Annotated in this window: 18 protein-coding genes and 2 pseudogenes; 4 read left to right on the forward strand and 16 right to left on the reverse strand. The window is 70.7% G+C overall.

The window, feature by feature from the left end:
* Position 1: 1 nt before the first annotated feature.
* From KX816_14825 to KX816_14840, 4 genes and pseudogenes are all read right to left on the reverse strand, one after another.
* A complete protein-coding gene (locus KX816_14825; protein QXQ05499.1) occupies positions 2 to 409 on the reverse strand; it encodes a peptidoglycan endopeptidase in 408 nt (135 codons plus the stop codon).
* A 2-nt stretch (positions 410 to 411) separates the two neighbouring features.
* Positions 412 to 1,242, reverse strand: a complete 831-nt coding sequence (locus tag KX816_14830; GenBank protein QXQ05500.1) for a DUF2163 domain-containing protein — start codon at positions 1,240 to 1,242, stop codon at positions 412 to 414.
* Positions 1,239 to 3,525 (reverse strand): annotated as a pseudogene (locus KX816_14835) (DUF2460 domain-containing protein). Before KX816_14835 ends, KX816_14830 begins: the two are co-directional and overlap by 4 nt.
* Complete coding sequence (locus KX816_14840; GenBank protein QXQ05501.1) at positions 3,525 to 4,058, reverse strand: tail tape measure protein; 534 nt, start codon at positions 4,056 to 4,058, stop codon at positions 3,525 to 3,527. Before KX816_14840 ends, KX816_14835 begins: the two are co-directional and overlap by 1 nt.
* On the opposite strand from KX816_14840, the gene KX816_14845 reads away from it, so the two are divergent.
* The 4 genes from KX816_14845 (at position 4,045) to KX816_14860 (ending at position 5,468) form a co-directional block, all read left to right on the forward strand.
* Positions 4,045 to 4,392, forward strand: coding sequence for a DUF3168 domain-containing protein (locus tag KX816_14845; GenBank protein ID QXQ05502.1), 348 nt, complete (start codon positions 4,045 to 4,047; stop codon positions 4,390 to 4,392). The genes KX816_14840 and KX816_14845 overlap by 14 nt on opposite strands.
* Positions 4,393 to 4,424: 32 nt before the next feature.
* Positions 4,425 to 4,832, forward strand: coding sequence for a phage tail protein (locus tag KX816_14850; protein ID QXQ05503.1), 408 nt, complete (start codon positions 4,425 to 4,427; stop codon positions 4,830 to 4,832).
* Positions 4,829 to 5,140 (forward strand): gene transfer agent family protein, encoded by a 312-nt coding sequence (locus tag KX816_14855; GenBank protein QXQ05504.1) that lies wholly within the window; start codon positions 4,829 to 4,831, stop codon positions 5,138 to 5,140. Before KX816_14850 ends, KX816_14855 begins: the two co-directional genes overlap by 4 nt.
* Before the next feature lie 166 nt (positions 5,141 to 5,306).
* Positions 5,307 to 5,468, forward strand: coding sequence for a phage tail assembly chaperone (locus tag KX816_14860; protein ID QXQ08602.1), 162 nt, complete (start codon positions 5,307 to 5,309; stop codon positions 5,466 to 5,468).
* A 59-nt stretch (positions 5,469 to 5,527) separates the two neighbouring features.
* On the opposite strand, the gene KX816_14865 is transcribed toward KX816_14860, so the two are convergent.
* The 12 genes and pseudogenes from KX816_14865 to KX816_14920 all read right to left on the reverse strand — a co-directional run bounded on the left by KX816_14865 (position 5,528) and on the right by KX816_14920 (position 15,293).
* The gene (locus KX816_14865; protein ID QXQ05505.1) at positions 5,528 to 5,779 is read right to left on the reverse strand and encodes a hypothetical protein; all 252 of its coding nucleotides are present in this window, start codon (positions 5,777 to 5,779) and stop codon (positions 5,528 to 5,530) included.
* Positions 5,776 to 6,087 carry a head-tail adaptor protein gene (locus KX816_14870; protein QXQ05506.1) on the reverse strand — a complete coding sequence of 104 codons (312 nt, stop codon included), beginning with the start codon at positions 6,085 to 6,087 and terminating at the stop codon, positions 5,776 to 5,778. The genes KX816_14865 and KX816_14870 overlap by 4 nt, the downstream gene beginning before the upstream one ends.
* Positions 6,084 to 6,608 (reverse strand): phage head-tail connector protein, encoded by a 525-nt coding sequence (locus tag KX816_14875; protein ID QXQ05507.1) that lies wholly within the window; start codon positions 6,606 to 6,608, stop codon positions 6,084 to 6,086. The genes KX816_14870 and KX816_14875 overlap by 4 nt, the downstream gene beginning before the upstream one ends.
* On the reverse strand, positions 6,608 to 6,889 hold the full coding sequence (locus tag KX816_14880; protein ID QXQ05508.1) for a hypothetical protein: 282 nt from the start codon (positions 6,887 to 6,889) through the stop codon (positions 6,608 to 6,610). The genes KX816_14875 and KX816_14880 overlap by 1 nt, the downstream gene beginning before the upstream one ends.
* 157 nt (positions 6,890 to 7,046) lie before the next feature.
* Entirely contained in the window at positions 7,047 to 7,409 is a 363-nt protein-coding gene (locus KX816_14885) for a hypothetical protein (GenBank protein QXQ05509.1), read from the reverse strand.
* Between the two features lie 56 nt (positions 7,410 to 7,465).
* Complete coding sequence (locus KX816_14890; GenBank protein ID QXQ05510.1) at positions 7,466 to 10,150, reverse strand: hypothetical protein; 2,685 nt, start codon at positions 10,148 to 10,150, stop codon at positions 7,466 to 7,468.
* A gap of 323 nt (positions 10,151 to 10,473) precedes the next feature.
* The gene (locus tag KX816_14895; GenBank protein QXQ05511.1) at positions 10,474 to 11,382 is read right to left on the reverse strand and encodes a phage major capsid protein; all 909 of its coding nucleotides are present in this window, start codon (positions 11,380 to 11,382) and stop codon (positions 10,474 to 10,476) included.
* 34 nt (positions 11,383 to 11,416) lie between these two features.
* The gene (locus tag KX816_14900) at positions 11,417 to 11,833 is read right to left on the reverse strand and encodes an HK97 family phage prohead protease (GenBank protein QXQ05512.1); all 417 of its coding nucleotides are present in this window, start codon (positions 11,831 to 11,833) and stop codon (positions 11,417 to 11,419) included.
* Positions 11,830 to 12,129, reverse strand: coding sequence for a hypothetical protein (locus KX816_14905; GenBank protein ID QXQ05513.1), 300 nt, complete (start codon positions 12,127 to 12,129; stop codon positions 11,830 to 11,832). The genes KX816_14900 and KX816_14905 overlap by 4 nt, the downstream gene beginning before the upstream one ends.
* Positions 12,126 to 13,235 (reverse strand): annotated as a pseudogene (locus tag KX816_14910) (phage portal protein). Before KX816_14910 ends, KX816_14905 begins: the two are co-directional and overlap by 4 nt.
* Before the next feature lie 19 nt (positions 13,236 to 13,254).
* Positions 13,255 to 14,529, reverse strand: a complete 1,275-nt coding sequence (locus tag KX816_14915) for a terminase family protein (protein ID QXQ05514.1) — start codon at positions 14,527 to 14,529, stop codon at positions 13,255 to 13,257.
* Positions 14,526 to 15,293, reverse strand: coding sequence for a hypothetical protein (locus KX816_14920; GenBank protein QXQ05515.1), 768 nt, complete (start codon positions 15,291 to 15,293; stop codon positions 14,526 to 14,528). Before KX816_14920 ends, KX816_14915 begins: the two co-directional genes overlap by 4 nt.
* Between the last annotated feature and the right edge of the window lie 48 nt (positions 15,294 to 15,341).

A 15,341-nucleotide genomic window follows, 5' to 3' on the forward strand; every position in this document is an offset into this window, starting at 1 on the left:
CCTAGGCCTCGCTGTCGGGAAAGCGCCACGCTCCGACGATTTGCCACTCTGGATCGAGCGGCCCCTCGACGACGCGCCCGAGACCGGCGTGAGCGTGAACCACGCCGGCGGAGGTCATGACGCCGAGGTGGCGACGGCCTGGTGCTGGTGCCGCGACGATGAGGTCGCCCGGTCTAGGCGGATCGACACGGACGCATCCCTGCCTCGCCAGCCCCGCATCGAGCTGCGCCTCGCGGTCGCCGCCGAGCGCATACAGCGGTACGTCGAACAGGATGCCCGCTGCGGCAGCCGCGAGCAGTGCCACCCCGATGCAGTCGAGCCCGATGCCGATCGCGCGGCCCTGCGCCCGAAACCGTGTCCCTACGCACGCGCGCGCGTGCGCGGCTATGATGTCGGCGTGTTTGTGCATGTTCAGACCCCCGGAAAACGGGTGAGCAGGTCGCCCCCCGGCACGTGCGGCTCGCCGCGAAAGTTCGGTGCGTTGGCAAAGCGGTCGCGGCACGTCGAGAAGCGACGGTCGCAGCCTTCGCGCAGTTCGACCCGGGTGCCGGCGGCGAGCGCGTGCGGCAGTGGCTCGAATGGCTCGATCCAGTCGCTGCCGGCGTCGGCGATGCGCACGTCGAGCCCGGCGCAAACTCCGTCCAGCACCCGCAGCCGCCCGTTGGCGAACCCCATCGCCTCGCTCGCCGACACCGTCAGCCGCCCGTCCGCCCCCTCGCCCGCCGTGGCCAGCACGGTCAGCGGCGCGAGATCGACCCGGCAGCGCGCGTCACCGAGTTCGGCGCGGCACTCCGGCGAACAAACCTCGATCGCGGTCGCGTCGAACGCCGCAGTCGGCCCGCGCAATTCGGCGGTGAAGCTGCCGCCATCACCGGACACATGCCGCGTGATGTCGCCGAGCGAGCCTCGCGCTAAGGGAAGCGTCGCGCCGCCGGGCCGTGTCCAGTCGACCATGAAGATCGTCACCGTCGCCTCGTCGAAGCGGCCCGCGGCCAGATCGGCTGCCGTGATCGCGGCCGCCGACAGCGCGCCGGTGACCTCCATCGTATCGACCTCGAGCCCGTCGCCGGTCGAGATCGCCGACGGCGCCATGCCGGGCGCGCTGTCGTAGCGGACCCCGCCGACATCGAGCGGCCGGTCGTGGGTGGTGAAGCCGAGCGTCACCCCGTCGGCGCGCGCCACCCGCCAGCAGATCGCCAGCGTCGTCAGCTCGCCGTCGAGGCTGTCCTGGAACCCGCTCATGCCTCGCGCACCTCGACCAGCGGCACCGAGGGCAGGTCGCCCGCCCGCCAGCTCGCGAGGCCGACGTCGATGCGGTCCTCGGCAAAACGGACGGGGACGTCGAAGCCGAAGCTCGCCGTCACCATGACCCCCGCTGCGGGCGCGGCGATGAAGTCGACCTGCCCGAGTTCACCGAGCGACCAGCCGCTGGTCACGATGCCCGCCAGCGCCACCGCGACCGTTCCTGCCACCGGCCGGGTGATCCGCCGTGACTGCGCATCGTCGCCGCTGCCGTAGGTCTTGCGCAGCGCGAACCGCGTCGTCACCCCGTCGCCGACCCCGAGCACCACCGCAGCTGCATCATGGTCGAGCGGATCATTGAAGCGGAAGCCGTGGGCCTGCCCGCGCCGCGCCCGGAAAAACGCGATCAGCGTGGACAGGTCGGCCTCCGACCGCACCCCGACCCCGGCGTCGTAGTGGAGTCGAGCGTCCGACCAGCTCGAATTACGCTGCTCGAAGCCTGAGCCCGTCGTCACGACCTGGGTCGAGAATTGCGGGCCGCCGGTGGCCCCGTAGCCCAGCTCCAATGGAAAGCGCACGTCGTGGAACGCCGGCATGGTCTCGTCTCCTTGGATGTCGAAGGTCACGAAGCCGTCGCGCGCGACCTGTGGCCACGCCCAGACGAAGCTGTTGGCGACACCGCGCGCGCGGGCGGTTTCGGCGGCGTCGATGATCGCCGGCCAGTCGGCGGAACTCGCCGCAAAGCCCGCGTAATAATGCTGGCGCGCCGCCGGATAGCCGAGCTCGTCACCGACCGCGCGCGTCGCCGCCTGCCCGGCAAAGTCGCCACCGGTGACCCACTCGTAGTCCTCAAGTTCGAACAGATCGAACGCCGGCGACGCCCATGCGACGGGAAGGTTGGCGCGCTTCAGGTCGACCGCGTCACGGCCCAACACCGCAGGCGCATAGAACAGCAGCGACACCTCCGCGCCCGGCACCGCCGCCTTGACCGCATCGCGCAGCGCCAGCGTCGCGACCCCGAGCCGAACTCCGAGCCAGTCGAGAAACGCCAGCTTCGGCGCCGTCGTCATCGCCCGCGCGTCACGAATCTCGGGCGGCGCGAGGCCGGTCGCGACCGCGTACATCCCGAGCGTCGAGACGTCGTAGGCGCACAGCCGGTTGTTCGCGCCGACCCACCACCACGGCTCGCCGATCTGGAAGCGTACGCGCTGGCCCGCTGCCTGCGCCAGCCGTGCAAAGTCGCCCGCGACCCCCGTTCACCCACCCCATCCCGGTCGGGCTGGACGGCGACAGCAACGTCGACTGGGGGGTGTAGCCGGTCGCGGCGGGGTAGCCGTCGGCATCGCGCTGCTTCCACCCTTCCGGGCAATATTGGTCGAGCAGCTCGTACGACAGCGACTGGATGACCTCGAACCCGCTGGCCTTGGCGCGCCCGAGGAAGTCCGCGTGCCACGCCGCCGCCGGGGTCGCGATGCCGCCCACCACAGTGAACGCCGCGCCGTCCCAGGCCAGCGCGGGGAAGTGGCTCATCCCGACATAGTGGTCGATGACATCAGCATAGCCGGTCTGGACCATGCCGCGCAGCAACCGCGCCGGCGTCAGATTGTAGCAATCGTCGTAGCCGTTCGCGATCCGCAGGCCGTGCGGCGGCACGAAAGCATCGCCGATCCTGATGGTCGAGCCGGCCCCGTCGCAGGCGATCTCCGACAGCTCGAGCGTCGCCGCGACGGCACCCGGCAGCGGTACGTCGGTCTTGTCGAAGGCAGCCGGGACCAGCGACACGAACATTCGGTCGATGTCGGCGGCCCACACCGGGTCGGCCTCGCCGGGCAGCAGGAAACCGCCGCTCAGCGCATCGAAGTCGAGCACGATCCGGCAATCGGCAGGCGTCCCGACCGCGTAATTCCACAACCGGACGTACCAGCTCTTCGCGACCCCGCCCGCATCCCGCCCCTCGATGGTCAGCACCGGGCCGTTGACGGCATCGAGCGGCTTCAGCGACCCCGACGACTGCCAGCGGAAACTCAGCGTCGAGCCGCGATAATCGCGCGAAGTCGCATAGCCCAGCAGCGGGTGATCATACCGGTCGGCGGACTCCCAGATCAGCCCGGCCAGGTCATTCTTCTTGTGGAAGACGCACTCGACACGGAACCCGCGCGGCCCGCTGGTCACGACGCTTGCCAGCATCGGGCGCGGAAAATCGACGGTCCAGAAGCGCGCATCGAAGCGCTTGATCCAGTCCTTGCGCTGCTGGTCGGCAGCGCTCGCCAGCCAGTGGCCCATCAGCCATTGGCCTTGTCGAGGGCACGACTGACGGCACGCGCGACCTGGCTGCCGGTCCGCATCATCACGTCCGGCGCGGCTCCCGTCGGCGCCGCGACGTTGACAGTGACGCTGACCGGCCCGCGCCCGCCGCTTGCCATGGACTGGATGCGCCCGGCGGCGGTCGGCACGAACAGTTCCGGCCCGCGCTCGCCGACCATGTAGGCGCTGCCGCCGGTGACCGGGCCGCCGGTCGCGCGCCCGGGGCTACCGCCGAACAGCGACGCCAACGACCCGAGCAGGCCGCCGCCGCTGTTCCCGCCGCCGAACAACGCGCCGAGGTCGGTCTTGATCGCGCTAGCTGCGATCTGCGCCAGCGTCGACAGCGCGACCTTGCGGAGGTCGTCGAAGCCGAACTTACCCGTCGTGGTGGCCTTGATCAGCGCGCGCTCGAGCCCGCGCCCCGCCGCATCGAGGCCACTGGCCAGCGGCCCGTCGAGCTGGCCGCGGATATCGGCGACGCCCGCGGAGAAGCCGCTGGTGTCGGCGCGCACCTTCACCCCGATCGGCGCGGTGTTCGATGCGGTGCCGGTCGGTGCGCCCGCGCCCTACCTGACGATCGGGCCGGACACCGTCACCGACTGGTCGACCAAGACCAGCCAGGGCCGCGAGCATCGCGTGCTGATCGGCGTCTGGGACGACGCGCCGGGGCTGACGCGCTGCAAGGCGCTGCTCGGCGTGGCGGAGCAGGCGGTGCTGGAGCTGGCGGGCGAGGCGGACGGCTGGCGGATCGCGTCGGTGCTGTTCGTGCGCAGCTTCGTCCAGCGCGATCCTGAGGGCTGGGGCCACGGGGTGGCCGACTTCCGGGTGCGGACCGAGGCGGTCTGAGTACCCCCAACCACAGATAAGGAGATCCGATCATGGCGTCCGAAAAGGGCAGTGCCTTCCTGTTGAAGGTCGGCGACGGTGCGAACCCTCCGTCCTACACGACCATCGCCGGGCTGCGGACGACGCAGCTGAGCGTCAACGCCGACACCGTGGTGGTGACCAACAAGGGCTCGGGCGGGTGGCGCGAACTGCTGTCCGGGGCGGGCGTGCGCTCGGTCAGCCTGAGCGGCGCGGGGGTGTTTTCCGGCACTGCCGCCGAGGGCCGGGTCAAGGCGTCGGCGCTGGCCGGCATCCTCGACGACTATCAGGTCAGCTTCGAGAGCGGCGAGCGGCTGGCGGGGCGGTTCCTGATTACCCGCCTCGATTACGCCGGCGATTTCAACGGCGAGCGCACCTACACGCTGGCGCTCGAGTCGAGCGGCCCGGTGGCGGTGTCGTGAGCGTGGCCAATGCGGTGCGGGGCGAGGCTTCGGTCCTCGTCGCGGGGCTGGCGCTGGTGCTGCGCCCGACCTTCGCGGCGCTGGTCGCGGCGGAGGCGGAACTCGGGGCGCTGTTCGCGCTGGTCGAGCGGGCGGCCGCCGGTGGGCTGACGCTGAGCGAGTTGGCGGGGCTGTTCTGGCATTGCCTGCACGAGCGGCCGGAGGGGCTGACGCGCGCGGCGTTCAGCGAGGGGCTGGCGGCGGGCGGGCTGGCGGCGGCGACGCCGGCGCTGCGGGTGTTGCTCGGGCAGATATTGAGTGGGCGATAGTCTGCACCCTCCCCCCGCTGGGGGGAGGGACAGGCTGCCCTTGCAGCCAGGGAGAGGGGTTGGGGCGGATCATTCCGAGGGAGCGGCCCCCGCCCCTCTCCCTGGTCGCGAAGATGCGACCGGTCCCTCCCCCCAGCGGGGGGAGGGCAGGTTTGCCCCTGCCGCAATCGCGGCCGCCGCGCTCGCCCAGCGCCTCGGCTGGACCCCCGACACATTTTGGAGCGCGACGCCCGCCGACCTGCGCCACGCGCTCGGCAGCTCGACCATCGACGAGGCGCTCGGCGGCGACACGCTCGCTTGCCTGATGAAGGAATTTCCCGATGGATGATCTCGATACCCTTGTGGTGAGCGCGGTCTGCAGCGCCTGCTGGACGAGGCCCGACGGGGTCACCAGACGCTCCCGTGCCGCACCAGCGACTGCAGCTGCGCATCGGGCAGCGCACGACGCGATCCGAAGGCCCGCGCCCGGATACCCGTCGCCGCCAGCACGACCATTTCCTCATCGGTATAGGCCGTCAGCCCCGGCAGCTCAGCCTCCGCCGCCGCAATCAGCGCGGCCGCCGCGCGGGCCCGCGCTGCCTTCGCGACCGCCTTACCGCGCGCTTCGAGGGCCCGCAGCAGCGCTTGAAACTCGGTCATCCACGGTCCTCCACGATGAAACTCTGGCGGTCGGGCGTGCGGGGGTCGGGCTCGAGCCGCAGCACCGCGAGCACCCGCCCGCGCCAGGAAAAGCGGCTCGCCAGCGTCACCGCGCCTCCGCTCCGCATGGTCAGCCGGTAGCGCGGGCGCGACGCGCGGCCCTCGCCGATCACCGTCGCCCCCGGATCGTGCGGCACCAGGCTCGCCCAGGCGTCGCCACCGCTGAGCCAAGTGCCGCCCTCCGGATCGCCCTGCCAGTTCTCGACGGCAACACGCTCGCTCAGCGCTCCGGCGAACTCGGCGGTCATATCCGTACCATCCGCCACGGCCGCCACAGCGCCCCTACCGCGACCGGCAGCGCCGACGCATCCGGGTCGTCGCGGTGGGTGAACAGATGCGCCGCCAGCCGCACGATGCCGGCGCGGAGCGGTTCGGGAACGCCGTTCCAGCCCTCGCCCAGCCCCGCCCGCCCGCTGACGCTCGCCTTCAGCGTCGCATCGCCGGTCAGCAGCCGGACCCAGCCCGCGCCCGCGCGGTCGATATCGATCTCGTAGGCCGAGGTCGGCAGCGCGAAGCTGCCGATCCCGACCGTGGTTATCGCAGTCACCGGTGCCACCCCGAGCCGCTGCCAGCCGGCGCTCGCCGCGACGCTCTCGGTGAAGTCGCGCGCCACCAGCCACTGACCGGTGAACGCTTCCGCGAGTGCCGTCGCGGCGCGGACGAAGCCGGCAACAACGGCGTCTTCGTCGTGGTGTTCGAGGCGCAGGAACGCCTTCACCTCGTCGACCGACGCGGGCACGACCCCGGCCGGCATGAGCTCGACCAGCATCAGCGCTGCTCGATGCGGAGCACGACCGACCGCTCGTCGGTGCGTCCGTCGCTCAGCGTCACGCGGTTGGCGACCCGGTAGATGTTGCCCGGCACGCCGCCGGCAAAGGTCGCGCCGGTGCGGGTGTCGCCGCTCAATGTCGCGACGACGCGCACGCCGCCGGGCTCGTCGGGCTGCACCGCCCAAGCCGAATTGGCGACGGTCTGGCCCGCCAGATAGCCCGCGCCCCAGTCGACCGCATAGTCGATGCTGGCGGACGGGTCCTTGAGGAAGATGCCCATCGGGGGGTCCTTTCGGGGGGAGGAGAAGAAGGCTCGCGCAGCCGCTCGCACCCACCCCCGGCCCCTCCCTTGAAAGGGAAGGGAGCAGTAGGAACAGGCGGGTCCCCCTCCCCTTCAGGGGAGGGGCTAGGGGTGGGTTCTTGGTCCGCAAAGGCCCTCAAACCGGGCTGGAGATCTCCACCGCCCAGGTGCCGATGCTGAGCGTACCGCCGCTCGGCAGGCCCTGCGTCGGGCAGGTCGTGACGTAGAGCAGGCTCGACCCGTCGAGCAGCGCGATGTGGTCGGCGGTGCCGGCCGTGGTCACGGTCAGGCCCGACTTCGCGGCGACCGTGACCTTGCGCCCCGAGATGTCGCCGGCAGCGATGGTGAAGTCGGCGGTGGTCAGCGCCGATTCCGCCAGTTTGCCGGCGTTGGCAGCGGCGTAATCGGCCGGTTCGCCGCTCAACGCGACCATGCGCGTCGCGGTGGTGACAATGCCGAGTGCGCCGTCGAGGACGACCGGATTGACGTACTTGCCCATGATGTTCTCCTTGCTTGAAAGGGTGTGCGAGGGGCCGTGGGGCCCGCCGGCAAAGCTCAGTCAGCGTTGATCAGCTGGACCCGGACCTCGCCCTCGATCCGCACCAGCCGCGGGACCGCAAACAGCAGGTCGGGCAGCACTGCGACGCCGAAATCACTCAGCGTCGCGACCCCGCCGGCCGGTGCCAGCAGCAGCTCGAAGGCCTCGACCACCGGGGTGCCGGCCGCGCTGGCCAGACTGCCATTGTCGGGAGCAAGCGCCGCGGCGAACTCGACCACCGGGGTTCCGGAGTGCACCGCGATGCCGCCGCCCACGGCAGCCAGCACGCCCGCCCAGCCGATCACGGTCGCCGCTCCGCCCACGGTCAGCAGCGACAAGGCCGGTGACATCGTTGCCGCCGGTGTGCTGGCGGTGTCGATCGCGCCGCTGGCGAAGGGCACCGTGCGGACGGCTCCGAGCCGGTCGCGGTCGGCGCTGCCGCAGAGCGCCCGCCCGACCAGCGGCGAGGTCGCCGGCGGCTTGTAATCGCCGCCACCGCTGGTCGTGCCGCCGCTCAGCCCCGAGCGGTCGAGGGTCCACGCCGGGGTGCCGAACAGCAGTTTGGCGCTGCGCAGCCCGAGGTATTCAAAGTTGAAATTGTTCGCGGAAGGATGCCGCGCGAAGTCGACGTTGCCTTCCCAGCCGACGCCGTAGGTGACGCTCCAGGCCTCGGTCATCTGGGGCCGGTAGCCGTTCGTGCTCCCGCGCGCCGTCATCGTCTGGGCGTCGTTGTAGTCGTCGTGCTTGGTCGGCAACCAGTCGAAGCTGCAGTTCGCGACCCGGTTGCCGTACGCCTGGTTGAGCAAAGTATTGGTATCCGCGGCGGTCACCACCGCCGGGTCCGAATACATGCAGTTGGAGCGCTCGCCGACGAAGGTGCAGCCCTCGATGAGGTTGTAGCTCATCGTCGCGGACGTATCCTCGCCCATCGACCACAGCGGCGCGGTGCCGACGTTGGCCATCTTTTCGCAAACGTTGTTGACGAAGGCGTTGCGGCGGTTGCTCGGGTTGGGCGTGCCGGCGACGGCGGCGGGAACGCTGTTCAGGTTCCACACCCGCCCCTTGATGTAGCGAAGGTCGCAGTCGAAGACGACCAGGTCCTCGCCCGCACCGGCGGTGGTGATGCTCGCCCAGCCGCCGACGCAGCTTTCCTCCGACGTCTGGAAAATGTCCTCGCCACCGACGCCGCCGCCGATGAAGCGGTGCGTGAGCGTGCACAGCGCCTCGACCCGCCGGCTCGCCTCCGACGCCCGGATCAGGCCGAAGCGCTGGAAGTTTCCGTTCATGCGGGAGCCCGACTGCCACCACCGGACCCGCGTCGCCGACATGTTGAAGCTGCCGTTCGGGGGTGCCACCGCGCCGATGGCGGTGCTCGACGCCTCACTGCCCGCCTTGCCGCGCACGGTGATGTTGTCGAGCGTGTAATAGAAGGTCAGCGTGTCGAACAGCGACGCCGCATCGACCTCGACCGACAGGTTCGACAGTGCCACCTTGGTTACCCGGATGCGCTTGTTGGTTGCCGCGACCTGCAGCACGACGTTGTCGCGCGGGTTGGGATCGTCGGGGTCGCCCTCGATGCGCAGCGGCAGCTCGATCGTGGTCGGGGTCGAGGTCACCGTCACGGTACCCGGCACGTGGACACCCGCGGCCAGCACGATGCGCGCGCCGTCAAGCGCCCGCGTGCTCGCCGGCTGGCCATTGCCGGCCGCGAGCGCGCGGTTCGCCAGGTACAGCGCCTGCACCGCGACGCTGAGGTCCTTCGGGCGCGCTGCCGGCGCGATCGCCCTGGCGCCGGCAAGGTCGGTTTTGACCATCGCCGCGAGCGGGGTCGTCGTGCCGTTCACCGGGTCGACGAACAGCACCTGGTCCCCGTAGCGCGTCCCGACCGGGTCGTAGCCGACGATGAACGGCGTCGTTGCAGCATCGCCGTAGCCCGCCAGGCCGAGGCCGACCATGCTCCGCGTCCCCGGCGTATCGGTGGACCGCATCGCCCCGAGCCACGGGTAGATCTCCGCGTCGCAGCGCAGCAGCCCCGCGCTCAGCGCGGTGGCCGTGGCGGGATCGATGGTGGCGCTGTAGACGCGCAGGTTATCGCCGTAACGGTTCGAGGTGCTGGGCGCGGTCGCCCAGGCCGACTTGACGCCGGTGCCGTCGGTGATCGTGAACTTCACCGCCGCGACCGGGTTCAACCCCTGCGGATGATGCGAGAAGGCGACGAGTTCGAGCGTCACCGGCCCCGCAACGCGCTGGTACGGCACGTCCGACCAGCGAAAGATCGGTAGCGCGGCCGCGAAGGTCGAGGCGTTGACGATGGCAATGCCACTTGCCGCAGCCTCGCCGGCCCGCCAGCCCGCAGCGACCGACAGGCTGACCGCGCCCTCGGTCTCGTGGATGTAGTTCGACAGCGCGAGGCGAACCGTAACGGTTCCGTCGCCGTTGTCGGTCTCGTCGACCAGCACGTTGAACGGCGACGCCGGGTTGACTGGCTTCCTCAGGGGCTTGGTCGCGACGATGACGCGCGCCAGCGACGCCGCCACCGCGGTGCCGGCGCTCGGAGCAAATCCCGGATGGGCCGTGGTCAGCGTCACCCCCGGCGAACCGTCGGGGTCGAGCGCATAAGACGCGAAACTGCCCGGGCTGCCGCTGAACACCAGCCGCAGCACCCAGCCGTTCGCCTCGATCGAAGCGGCGGTAATTGCCATGAAATTCCTTTCGGGGGATGGCCGCTGCCCCACCCTCCCCCCTCGCGGGGAGGGACAGGTCGCCTCTTCGGCGACCAGGGAGAGGGCGGGAGGGGACGCGCCGAGTGAGCGTTTTCAGGGCCTTGGCGGGAGCCCTACTAAGCAGGGCGTCGCGGCAAAGCCGCGCCGTCGGACGGCACGCGGCGCGAAAGCCGCCGCGGCCGCCGGCCGGCTTCGCACGAGTTGCGACGCATCGGGACGAACGCGAAGTGCATTCCTCCCGCTGCGCCGCGCCGTGCTTCAGCTCACCCCAAACTTCAGCAGCTTGATCGCCTCGGAGTTGATCACACCAGATAGCCGAGCAACGTTGCCGGCGACCCCGACGACAGGCCGGTCTGGTACAGATACTGCCCGTTGTTGTCCTTCAGCTTGCGGACCCGCGCCAGCGTCGAGGAGTTCATCACGAACACCGCATTCTGGCGGTACGGTGTCCGCAGCGCCTGCACGAGGTCGATCAGCTTGTCGCCCCCTGCCGTCGGGAAGTTGCCCGCGACCGTCGTCGCGAGATACTGGAGCGTTCCGAAAGCACGCGTCGTATCGTCGGTCGTGGCAACCGGGTAGGTGAGGAAGCCCTTCGGCTGGGCGGTCCCGGAACCGGTCACGAAGGCGATGCTTTCGGCCTGTGCGAACTCGCTGGCGATCTCGGTCGACAGCCATTGCTCGACATCGAACAGCGCATCGTCGAGCATCGTTTGCGACGCCGCCGGGTTGGCATAAAGCTCGCCCATCGGCGGTGCGATCTCGACGAAGGTCTCGGTCGCTGTCTCGGCGCGGGCGGCGATTTCGGATACCCAGCCGCTGGCAACGCCGCCGACCGCGACGAGCTTGCGGTAGTTGACGCTGCCAATCTGGACGACCTGCGCGACCCGGCGGATCGGCGAGGTCGCCTTCAGTACCGCGTCGATCGAGGCGTCGATCTCACGCGGCACCGCGACGCCGCCGTCGGTGGCGACGCCCGCCGACAGCGACTTGGTCTCGGCGGGCATCTCGAGGCCCTTCCGCAGATAGCGCTCGACGAAGCCGATACGAACCGGATCGGTGTCGGCCTTGGCACCCGACAGCGCCGGGCGGTGGAGCGGCACGGCATTCAGCCGCGCCACGTCGGCCTGCAGCGCCGCGATGTCGGCACCGTGGTCGGGAACGACCTGCTCGAAGCTCGCCTCGAGCGCGTCGGCCTTGATGTCATACGTCATGGGGTCGTTCTCCTGTGGAAAAGGTGAAACTGAATCAGTTGCTTGCGTCCTCGACGGCGATCACCCGCGCCGCGGGCTGCATCGGGAAGGTCACCAGCGAGACTTCGATGAGGTCGAGGTCGGTCAGCTCACGCACGCCCCGCCCCGGTCGGCTGGCCCGAACGCGGTAACCGAAGCTGAGGCCGTCGAGCGCGCCGGCGCGGAGCAGCGCCGCCGCGTCGCCGCCGCGCGCCGTGTCCGCGGCGATGCGCGCCACGACCCGGAGCCCGCGGCCGTCCTCGGCAATGCGCTCGACGAACCCGATCGGCTCGCCAACGACATGCTGCCACAGCAGAGGCAGCTTCGCCCCCGCGGCGACGGCGCGCGCGAACGCCCCGGCGCGGACGATATCGCCACCGCTGTCGGGCCGGTCGAAGATGCTGGCGTAACCCGCCAATCTGAGGTCGGTCATGCCAGGCCGCCGATGCGGACAAAGCCGAACTTCGCCGCCAGCCCGAGCAGCAGCAGTGCGATCAGCCCGCGCATCGCCCAGGCCGCCGCCGCCTTGAGCGCCGAACTCTTGGCGTCGCGCCAGCCCTGCACGAGCTGGCGAAGGTCGCCGATGTCCTTGCCCGCATCGGCATCGTGCAAGCCGATGCGGTTCAGCGCGCGCGTTGCCCCGGCTTCGCTCGCGGCCTCGATCAGCTCGAGTAACGTGGCCTTCGACACGCCTTCCGCCTCGGCCCGCGCCAGCAAGGCGGCGATCATCGGCCCATCTCCAGGCCGAGCATCGCGCGCTTCTCGGGGTCGCTCAGAAAGCTCGCGCCGCTGACCCGGCTCCACAGCATCTCCCGGTCGGCAGACAGCGCCGGCACCGCGTCGCGGTCGAGATCGAGGTGGAGGTCGGGCCACCAGTCCTGCAGCCGCCGCGACAATCCGCCGAGGATCTTCGCCGCCAGCGGCAGCAACGTCAGCCGCCACAGCGCGACATTGGCCTCGCGGTAATTGGCATAGGTCGCGTCGCCCGACAGCCCGAGCAGCATCGGCGGGACCCCGAACGCCAGCGCGATCTCGCGCGCCGCATTGTCGCGAACCCGGACGAAATCCATCTCGGCGGGCGTCAGCGACAGCGGCTGCCATTTCATGCCGCCGTCGAGCAGCATCGGGCGCCCGGCGTTGGCGGCGCCCATATACTGCTCACCCATCTGGTCCTTGAGCCGCGCGAACTGTGCCGCCGACAGGGTCGAGCCGTCACCGGGATCATAGACCAGGGCCCCCGACGGTCGCGCCGCATTGTCGAGCAACGCCTGGTTCCAGCGCGCCGCGCCGTTGTGGACCTCCACCGCCGCCGCTGCCGCCGCGAGGCAACCAAGCCCGTAGTGGTCGTCGAGGGGATGATAGCCCTTGAGGTGGAGCAGGCCCGATTGCTGGCCGCCTGTCGTTGCCGGATAGCGGGTCAGCGATGAACCGGCGCGGTACAGATAGGCGACCGGCCAGCCCCCGGCATCGGCCTCGACGGTGATCCGCTCGGGGCGCAGCGGATACAGCGCGACGGGCAGCCCCGCCGCCCCGCAAGCGATTTCGACATAGGCGTTGCCGTGCAGGAGCAGGTTCGCGGCGATGATCTAGAGCACTGCGCCGTCGTGGCCGAATAGCGCCAGTGCCGGATGGGCCGCGGGGGTGCTGACGATCGGCGCGCCGGCAATGCCGTCGGCGACGATGCGCACGGCGCGGCTGACCACCGGGTTGGCAACGAAGCCGGCACGGACCTGCGCCTCGTAACTGCGTGGCGGCGTCGTCGCTACCCAGCTGCCGGCCCACGGCGCGGTGCGCGTCTGCACCGGCCGCGCCTTGGTGAGGAACGGGAATTTCATGCATATCTCCCTGGAATGACTAGAGGGCGCGGACCCCGGGTTCGCGGCGAGGGCCACGCAGCAGCAGCTCGGTGAGCGCCCAGACCAGCGCGTAGGCACGGTCGGGCGAGCGGCCCGGGCCGGACCACGCCCCGGCGGCGCCAAGCCCGCACAATTCGTCCTCGAGGGCCGGCAGCGGGCCGACGTGGCGGACCTTGCCGCGGCCGTAGAGGGCGGACACCGGCTCGGCCCGCGCCGTCTTGCCGACCGTGGCGTGCACGAGCCGCACGTTCATCTCGCTGTCGGCGGCGACCAGCATCGAGCGCACCATCGAGCCACCGTTATTGCCCTCAGCGACAACCAGGTCGGCACTAAACTCGTCGGCGGCATGGGCGCCGGCGCGCGACCAGTTCTCGGGGCTGAGGCCCTGCACGGTGCGGTCCGCGACGACATAGGCGATGCCGCCCGCGCCAAGGCCCGCGACGATGATCCCGCAGGCGTCGACCTTGGCGCCCTCCCCGGCCGGCGGGTCGACCGCGACGACGACCCTCAGGAGCGGGGGCGCTGTACCGATGCGGTGAGCCTCGAAACTCGCGCGCTGCCACAGCGCGCCCTCGCGGTCCTCGATGAACTCACCGTCGAGCTCCTGCCGGCCGAGACTGGTGCCGCCATAGGCACGGTTGACGTCGGCGAGGAACGGCAGGGGCAGGTTGACCTGGTTGTCGGCGGTGCGCCCGCGTGTCGTCGCCACCTGCGCGTCGCTGGCGATCGCCTTTAGCCACGCATGGGGCAGCGGAGTCGTCGTCAGCAGCAGCCGCGGATGATCGCCGAGACGCAGCGCCATCCGCAGGTTGCTCAGCACCGCGGGGCCGTCCGACCAGCGTGCCGCCTCGTCCCCCCAGGCGAAATGGAACGACGGGCCGCGCAGTAAACCTGGTTCCTCGGCCGAGTAGAGCGTCGCGCTGGAGCCGTTGTCGGGCCAGTAGACGCGGCGGCGTCCGGGCTGGAAGACGGCACCGTCGCTGACCGCGAGCAGTCCCGCCTCGCCCTCGACCATCACTGCGCGCGCGTCTGCGTGCGTCGCTCCGATCAAGGCAAAGTGTGAACCGGGACGGCTCGTGGCGAGCGTCGCGATCCACGTTGCGCCGGTCCGTGTCTTGCCGTAGCCGCGGCCCGCGAGAAGCAGCCACGTCGTCCAGTCACCCGGTGGCGGCAGTTGGCCGTCGTGGGCGACGTAGAGGCCCGCAGCGATTGCCATCTCGTTCGCGTCATAGGGCAAGGCTTCGCTCGGATGCTTCGTGTCGCCGGCGCTCACCGGGCTGGAACCGTCACCGGCGGGACCAGCGCGAGCGCCGTGCCCGGCGATCCTGCGGGAGCGGGCAGGGCCGCGAGCGGGAGCGCGGCAATCGCCGCATCGGCGTTGCCGCTGGCAGCGGCGAGGCGCAACTGGCGCTCGAGCTTGGCGCGCGCCGAGGCGAGCAATGCCGGCGTCAATTCGAGGGTGCGGACTCCGGGCCGGTCGGCATTGCGGCGCGTTCCGAGCAGGCGGAACATCGCGTCGGGACGCTGCACGATGACGGTCTTGACGACGTCGCCGACCGTCTCGGTTCGCTTGAAGCCATTGAAAATGCCGGTGAACAGCATGTCCTCGACGCGGTCGAGGGCACGGTTGCGGGCCATCGCCCAGTCGGCGGCAAAGTCGGCGTTTTCGACGCGGCGCTTGTAGACGTTGGGGACCGTCAGGCCGGCATGATCGGCGGCGGCCTGGACGCTGCCGTTCGCCGCGAGCGCCGCGAGGAACACTACGCTGCGGGCCGCGGTCCAGCGCCGGAACGGAGCGCGGGGAACGGGTGCGTCGCGGGCTTGATCGATAGCGGCGCAGGCGCTGCGGAGCGCGGGGTCGATCCGGCGGTGGCACGCCGCCGCTGCCGGCGTCACTGCGACTGCGACAGCCGCGAGAGTATGGAAGCCGGTGGCTCGGTAGGCCCGGAGGTAGGCGGCCTGGACCTTGGCGTCGCGGAGCGAGACACGCTGGCGCGTTGCTTTCCGAGGCGCGGAGGTTCGGAGCGAAGCTGTCATGTGCGTCTCCCCATGAGGCAAGCGGCGTCGGCCCCGGATCGAGGTGCG

Source organism: Sphingosinicellaceae bacterium (assembly GCA_019285715.1).
Classification (GTDB): domain Bacteria; phylum Pseudomonadota; class Alphaproteobacteria; order Sphingomonadales; family Sphingomonadaceae; genus Glacieibacterium.

Coding starts and splice junctions, on each gene's coding strand:
- KX816_14905 (QXQ05513.1), bottom strand. CDS start 12,129: ATGATCGCCGCCTTGCTGGCGCGGGCCGAGGCGGAAGGCGTGTCGAAG.
- KX816_14900 (QXQ05512.1), bottom strand. CDS start 11,833: ATGACCGACCTCAGATTGGCGGGTTACGCCAGCATCTTCGACCGGCCC.
- KX816_14920 (QXQ05515.1), bottom strand. CDS start 15,293: ATGACAGCTTCGCTCCGAACCTCCGCGCCTCGGAAAGCAACGCGCCAG.
- KX816_14865 (QXQ05505.1), bottom strand. CDS start 5,779: ATGACCGAGTTTCAAGCGCTGCTGCGGGCCCTCGAAGCGCGCGGTAAG.
- KX816_14830 (QXQ05500.1), bottom strand. CDS start 1,242: ATGAGCGGGTTCCAGGACAGCCTCGACGGCGAGCTGACGACGCTGGCG.
- KX816_14870 (QXQ05506.1), bottom strand. CDS start 6,087: ATGACCGCCGAGTTCGCCGGAGCGCTGAGCGAGCGTGTTGCCGTCGAG.
- KX816_14880 (QXQ05508.1), bottom strand. CDS start 6,889: ATGGGCATCTTCCTCAAGGACCCGTCCGCCAGCATCGACTATGCGGTC.
- KX816_14825 (QXQ05499.1), bottom strand. CDS start 409: ATGCACAAACACGCCGACATCATAGCCGCGCACGCGCGCGCGTGCGTA.
- KX816_14895 (QXQ05511.1), bottom strand. CDS start 11,382: ATGACGTATGACATCAAGGCCGACGCGCTCGAGGCGAGCTTCGAGCAG.
- KX816_14875 (QXQ05507.1), bottom strand. CDS start 6,608: ATGCTGGTCGAGCTCATGCCGGCCGGGGTCGTGCCCGCGTCGGTCGAC.
- KX816_14885 (QXQ05509.1), bottom strand. CDS start 7,409: ATGGGCAAGTACGTCAATCCGGTCGTCCTCGACGGCGCACTCGGCATT.
- KX816_14850 (QXQ05503.1), top strand. CDS start 4,425: ATGGCGTCCGAAAAGGGCAGTGCCTTCCTGTTGAAGGTCGGCGACGGT.
- KX816_14890 (QXQ05510.1), bottom strand. CDS start 10,150: ATGGCAATTACCGCCGCTTCGATCGAGGCGAACGGCTGGGTGCTGCGG.